This window comes from Caulobacter sp., from assembly GCF_049283275.1.
In the GTDB taxonomy this organism is placed as follows: domain Bacteria; phylum Pseudomonadota; class Alphaproteobacteria; order Caulobacterales; family Caulobacteraceae; genus Caulobacter.
Window position 1 is genome coordinate 1 of record NZ_JBAPVS010000322.1, and the last position, 5726, is coordinate 5726.

Annotated in this window: 5 protein-coding genes; all 5 read right to left on the reverse strand. The window is 66.5% G+C overall.

What is annotated here, in order from left to right; genetic code table 11:
* Positions 1–426: 426 nt before the first annotated feature.
* Complete coding sequence (locus WAL33_RS18150) at positions 427–1428, reverse strand: sensor histidine kinase (RefSeq protein ID WP_422182982.1); 1002 nt, start codon at positions 1426–1428, stop codon at positions 427–429.
* A gap of 142 nt (positions 1429–1570) precedes the next feature.
* Entirely contained in the window at positions 1571–2377 is an 807-nt protein-coding gene (locus WAL33_RS18155; RefSeq protein ID WP_422182984.1) for an exodeoxyribonuclease III, read from the reverse strand.
* Between the two features lie 407 nt (positions 2378–2784).
* Positions 2785–3438 (reverse strand): outer-membrane lipoprotein carrier protein LolA, encoded by a 654-nt coding sequence (locus tag WAL33_RS18160; protein ID WP_422182986.1) that lies wholly within the window; start codon positions 3436–3438, stop codon positions 2785–2787.
* Between the two features lie 212 nt (positions 3439–3650).
* Complete coding sequence (locus WAL33_RS18165; protein ID WP_422182988.1) at positions 3651–3884, reverse strand: hypothetical protein; 234 nt, start codon at positions 3882–3884, stop codon at positions 3651–3653.
* A gap of 102 nt (positions 3885–3986) precedes the next feature.
* On the reverse strand, positions 3987–5726 hold a 1740-nt coding region (locus WAL33_RS18170; RefSeq protein ID WP_422182990.1), incomplete at its 5' end, for a DNA translocase FtsK.

Below are 5726 nucleotides of genomic sequence, written 5' to 3' on the forward strand. Positions count from 1 at the left end.
GGCCTGTTTCATCCCGGTCGACGTTTCCCCTCGGGCGGGCAGGATCAAAGTCGCCCGGAAGGGGCCGTCGGCGACTCCGACTGATCCTGGAACAGGCCGGTTTAACCTCCCGGCCCCGTCGACCCCGACTGTCCGGCTTGCGTCCGCCCCGGGCCTTGGATCCTTCTGAGACCCGCCTCCCGACACGATCCGCCCGCCAGGCCGGCCAGGCCCCGCTCGGTTCCATCTCCATCGCCGCTTCGGGTCGGTACCAAGCGCCCTCCTCCGCGACGGAGACAGCACTGATTATGCGGCGGGTTTGGAGGTGGGGGACAAAAGAGGGTCGAGATTTCTTTTGGCGTTGGATTCGTAGGACTTTATCTGCTCGACGCCGAGGATGGACGTCGCCATCCCGCTCACCACGCCGAAGCGACGCCTCGCAACACCTCAGGTCGCGAGGCGGTCCTTGAGCATTCGCAGCGTGGCGATGACGCCGTGTGTGGGCCAGTCATAGGTGATGGACCCGCCCAACTGCGCCGACATTCCTCGGGTCACCAGCTTGCTGCCGAACCCCTCCGAGCTTGCCGGACCCGCCACGGGCGGGCCTCCGCGCTCGGTCCAGGTCAAGACAATATCCTGGTCGTGGATCGTGCACGAGACATCCAGCGTGCCGGCCGCGACCGAGAGCGCCCCGTATTTCAGGGAGTTCGTCGCCAGTTCGTGGATGACCAGGGCCAGGGTTGTCGCCGCGGCCTCGCCGACGCCCATCCGCGGGACGGACACGCGAATGCGGCCGCTGAAGGCGGCCAGGTCGTCATAGGGCGCGAGAAGCACGGAGATCAAATCTCCCAGCAGCGCCGCCTTGCCGTTTTGGCCGGGGATAGGACGAACAAGATCGTGGGCGCGTCCCAGGGAGGTGAGGCGGTCGGTCAGTTCGCGAGCCATGTCGGCGGTGGTCTTGGTCGAGCGCGAGGTGATCGCGGTCAGGGCTGAGGCGATGGTCAGAAGGTTCTTGACCCGGTGACTCATCTCGCCGGCCAGCAGTTCGTTGGCCTCTTCGGCTTGCTTGCGGCCCGTCACGTCGAGAAAGACCCCAACCATGACCCGGCCTACGATGCCGGCGTCATCGCCCTGACCACGGGCCGAAATCCATCGGACATCGTCCTGGACCATGATGCGGAAATCGATCTCATAGGCCCCGATGATCCCTCGCGTCGCCGCGAACGCGGCCCTGACCCGGTCGCGGTCGGCCGGGTGGATATGGGCGGACAGATCTTCGAAACGCACCGCCGTCGTGATCGCCACGCCCCACAGGCTGTAGCCGAGCTCGTCCATGATCAGTTGATCGGTGTCGACATTCCAGGACCATAGGGCGACGCCCGCCGCCTCGAGCGCTCGCCGGAGCTGCTTCGTGTCCCAGACTTGAGGGGTGGATTCTGAAGCGGACACGTTAGGCACTCTGGGTTCACTGGAGCGCACCGATATCACGACCGCTCCCCCGCCCGAGAAATATCGCGCTGTGTCCGGGGCTTCGACCGGGATTTGAAAGGGAAATCCCTGCTGATCCGGAACGTGGGGACGCCGACGCCGCCTAGACCAGCAGGTCCGCCGTCACCGGGGCGTGGTCGCTGGGGCGTTCCCATTCGCGGACCGTGTCGTGGACCTTGGAGCTGACCTTGCCGTCGATGATCGCCGCGTCGCGCAGGCCGGGGCTGGCCAGGATGTGGTCCAGGCGAAGGCCGCGGTTGGACTTGCGGAAATCGGCGGCGCGGTAGCTCCACCAGCTGTACAGCTTTTCCGGCTCCGGCGTGGCCAGGCGCGGCAGGTCCAGCAGATCCATCGACTTGATCATCGCCTCGAAGGCCTCGAGTTCGGCCGGCGTGTGGCTGACAACCTTCAGCATCTGGCGGTGACTCCAGACGTCGTTCTCGCCGGGTGCGATGTTCAGGTCGCCGGTGACGATCAGCGGCGCCTTGGGATCACGCTTCTTCAGGGCGGCGGTCAGGGTCTCATAGAAGTCGAGCTTATGATCGAACTTCGGATTGCCGATGCGATCGGGCGTGTCCCCGCCAGCCGGGATGTAGAAGTTCTGGATGTCGACGCCGGCCACCTTGACCGCAACGCAGCGGGCATGACCCTCGCGGCAGTTCATCAGCGTCGGCACGTCCTCGAATGGCAGGCGCGAGGCGATGGCCACGCCGTGCCAGCCCTTCTGGCCCATGATCTTGATGTGCGGCAGGCCCATGGCGACGAAGGCCTCGCGGGGGAACTCGCCCTCCTGGCACTTGATCTCCTGCAGGCAGAGCACGTCGGGGCCCTGCTCGTCGACGAAGCGGGCGGCCTGCTCGGCGCGCAGGCGGACGGAATTGACGTTCCAGGTGGCGATACGGAGGCGCATGCCGTTCCTCTAGAGCTTATCGCCTGTCGGTCCAACCGGCTTCTGGGAGCGAAAACCTCGTCCTTCGACAAGCTCAGGATGAGGTTTGAATGAACCGCCCCGCCAGTAGTCCTCATCCTGAGCTTGTCGAAGGACGAGGACGGTCCCTGAAAGGCGGGTGTCGTCGGGTTCTGAGCGGACACACAACGAAAAACGCCCAGACGCCGGAGCGTCTGGGCGAAAGTCGGGTCTCTCATGCCGCCGCCGGGAGGGGATAGGTCCGGCACGGTTGCGAAGGGCGGGTCGGGCGCTCTTCGCCATGCGTGTTAAATCTGCCACGGCTGAGATCTAAGTCAAGGACAATCGCGTTAAAACTTGCATGTTGTGAAATTGTCGCATTTCAGGGGCGTTTAACGGCCCAAATACAACTAAGGCTTGCCGACTCGGCGCCTCGGATCGGTAAGGACGAAAAGTTTCGGGTCCAGGCCCGAGGTTTTTTCGAAGCCGACCAGCCGTACGCGCGTCTCGCCGCCCTTCACATCGGTCACGGTCCATCCGGTCAGGGCGGGCGCGCTGCTGAAGTCCAGCTGGATGCGGCCCAAGGTCTGGCGCTTGGCGTCGACGGCGGTGATCGAGAAGCCGTCCAGCAGCTTGCGCACCCCGGTGATGGTCACGCCGCGATCCAGCCGCACCTCGCGGGCCAGCAACAGCGCCAGGGGCGTGCGGCTGAGCGGATAGCTCTCGTAGGTCTTCAGCCGGGGGTCGAAGAGGTTGACGTTGTTGCCGTTGCTGACCACCAGCAGGCCGGCCGGGCCGTCATAGGCGAACCGGGCCTTGCCGGGACGCTGCAGGTAGAAATCCCCCTGGGTCTGGCCGCCGCGGGCGTCGGTCTGGATGAAGCGGCCCTTGGCCGAGCCCAGCGTCTGGATATAGGCCGTGGCCTTGTCGACCAGGGCCCTTTCCTCGGCCGAGAGCGCCGGGGCCGACGCTTGGGCGGCCAGGGCCTGTCCGCTGAAGGCCGCGGCCAGACCGAAGCCGGCCGTGGCCAGGATCAGACGGCGGGTCGGGGTCATGTCGGTCATGCGATCTCCCAAAGAGCGTTCCGCGAAGTGTGAGCGGTTTGGCGAGCGGAACGCCCGATAACAATGCCTCCAACCTTTGCCCTGACCCTGCGACGAGCGAAAGGCCGTCGCGCGGCCATTTTCCGGCGCTGCGATGAAGCGCCGTTCAGGTTCGGGGTGTCGGAGTCAGGGGAAACGCGGACGGACGGCCCTGGTTTCAGGTCGGGACGGCCCTAGTTTTTGGCGTCCTTGATGGCGCCCTTCAGGTCGCCCTGCTTCACATTGCCGGCGACCTTGTCGCTCTGGCCTTCCTTTTTCAGGTCCTTGTCGCCGACGATCGTCCCGACGCCGGATTCGACCTTGCCGATGGTTTCCTGCTTGCGGCCGGCTTCCTTGTCGCAGGCGCTCAAGCCGGCCACGGCGATCAACAGCGTCAGGGCGAGGAGCGGCGTGCGCGGTCGGATCATGGTCGAAACTCCCTTGGGGTCGTGAGGCGAAGCGACGGCCCGGGCCGTCACAAGCTCTACAACGCAAGCGGCGCCACAAATGATCCAACCGGCCCAGGCGCACTACATCGGAGGCGGCGGCGGGGCCAGGATCTCGCGCTTGCCGGCATGGTTGGCGGCGCCGACCACGCCTTCCTTCTCCATCCGCTCCATCAGCGAGGCGGCGCGGTTGTAGCCGATCTGCAGGCGGCGCTGGATGTAGCTGGTCGAGGCCTTGCGGTCGCGGGTGACCACGGCCACGGCGTGGTCGTAGAGGTCGTTGGCCCCGCCCTCGCCGGCGAAGGCGCCCTCGACAGCCTCTTCCTGCTCCTCGTCGCCGCCGGCGGTGACTTCTTCCAGATAGTTGGGGATGCCCTGGTCGCGGAGGAACTTGGCCACGGCCTCGACCTCTCCGTCGCTGACGAACGGGCCGTGCAGGCGGGTGATGCGGCCGCCGCCGGCCATGTACAGCATGTCGCCCTGGCCCAGCAGTTGCTCGGCGCCCTGCTCGCCCAGGATGGTGCGGGCGTCGATCTTGCTGGTGACCTGGAAGCTGATCCGGGTCGGGAAGTTGGCCTTGATGGTGCCGGTGATGACGTCGACCGACGGGCGCTGGGTGGCCATGATCAGGTGGATGCCGGCGGCGCGGGCCATCTGGGCCAGGCGCTGGACGGCGCCTTCGATGTCCTTGCCGGCCACCATCATCAGGTCGGCGACCTCGTCGATGACCACCACCAGATAGGGCATGGGCTCGGGGCGGATCTTCTCGGTCTCATAGATCGGGCGGCCGGCGTCGTCGAAGCCGGTCTGGACGGTCCGCTCGAAGTGCTCGCCCTTCTCCAGGGCCTCGTTGGCCTTCTCGTTGAAGCCGCCGATGTTCCGCACGCCGATCTTCGACATCCGGCGATAGCGGTCCTCCATTTCGCGGACGGTCCACTTCAGGGCCACCACGGCCTTCTTCGGATCGGTGACGACCGGGGCCAGCAGGTGCGGGATGCCGTCATAGACGCTGAGTTCCAGCATCTTCGGGTCGATCATGATGAAGCGGCACTTCTCGGGCGGCAGCTTGTAGAGGATCGACAGGATCATGGCGTTGACCCCGACCGACTTGCCCGAGCCGGTGGTGCCGGCGATCAGCAGGTGGGGCATCTTGGCCAGGTCGGCGATGTAGGTCTCGCCGCCGATCGTCTCGCCCAGGGCCATGGGCAGGATGTGGGTGGCCTTGTCGTAGTCCGAGCTGGACAGCAGGTCGCGCAAATAGACCGTCTCGCGGCGCGAGTTGGGCATTTCGATGCCGATGGCGTTGCGGCCCTGGGCCACGGCCACGCGGCACGAGATCACGCTCATCGAGCGGGCGATGTCGTCGGCCAGGGCCACGACCCGGGCGGTCTTGGTGCCGGCGGCCGGCACCAGTTCGTACATGGTGACCACGGGGCCTGGGCGGATCTGGTCGATCTGGCCGCGCACGCCGAACTCGGCCAGCACGCTTTCCAGCAGGCGGGCGTTCTGGCGCAGGGCTTCCTCGTCGAACTCGGCCGAGCGGGGCTTGGGCTTGGCCAGCATGGCCAGTTCGGGCAGCTGGAAGCCCTCGGCGTCGAAGTCGAAGGCCTTCTGCTGTTCACGCAGCTCGCGGCTGTTGGACTTGCCCGGAACCTTGGGCTGGGCGATGGCCAGGGGGCGCGGCTCGAAGCTGGGCTCGAAGGCGTCCTCGTCCTCGACCGGTGGCGCGGCCTTGGCCGACCTGGCGGGTTTGCGGGCTTCGGCGTCGGGTTCGACGACCGGCGCGGCCTTGCGGGGCGCGCGCGGACGGGCGGCGGGTTCGGG

What these genes read in the sequence shown, in the direction of transcription:
- WAL33_RS18155 (WP_422182984.1), bottom strand. Translation starts at nt 2,377, where the DNA reads ATGCGCCTCCGTATCGCCACCTGGAACGTCAATTCCGTCCGCCTGCGC.
- WAL33_RS18160 (WP_422182986.1), bottom strand. Translation starts at nt 3,438, where the DNA reads ATGACCGACATGACCCCGACCCGCCGTCTGATCCTGGCCACGGCCGGC.
- WAL33_RS18165 (WP_422182988.1), bottom strand. Translation starts at nt 3,884, where the DNA reads ATGATCCGACCGCGCACGCCGCTCCTCGCCCTGACGCTGTTGATCGCC.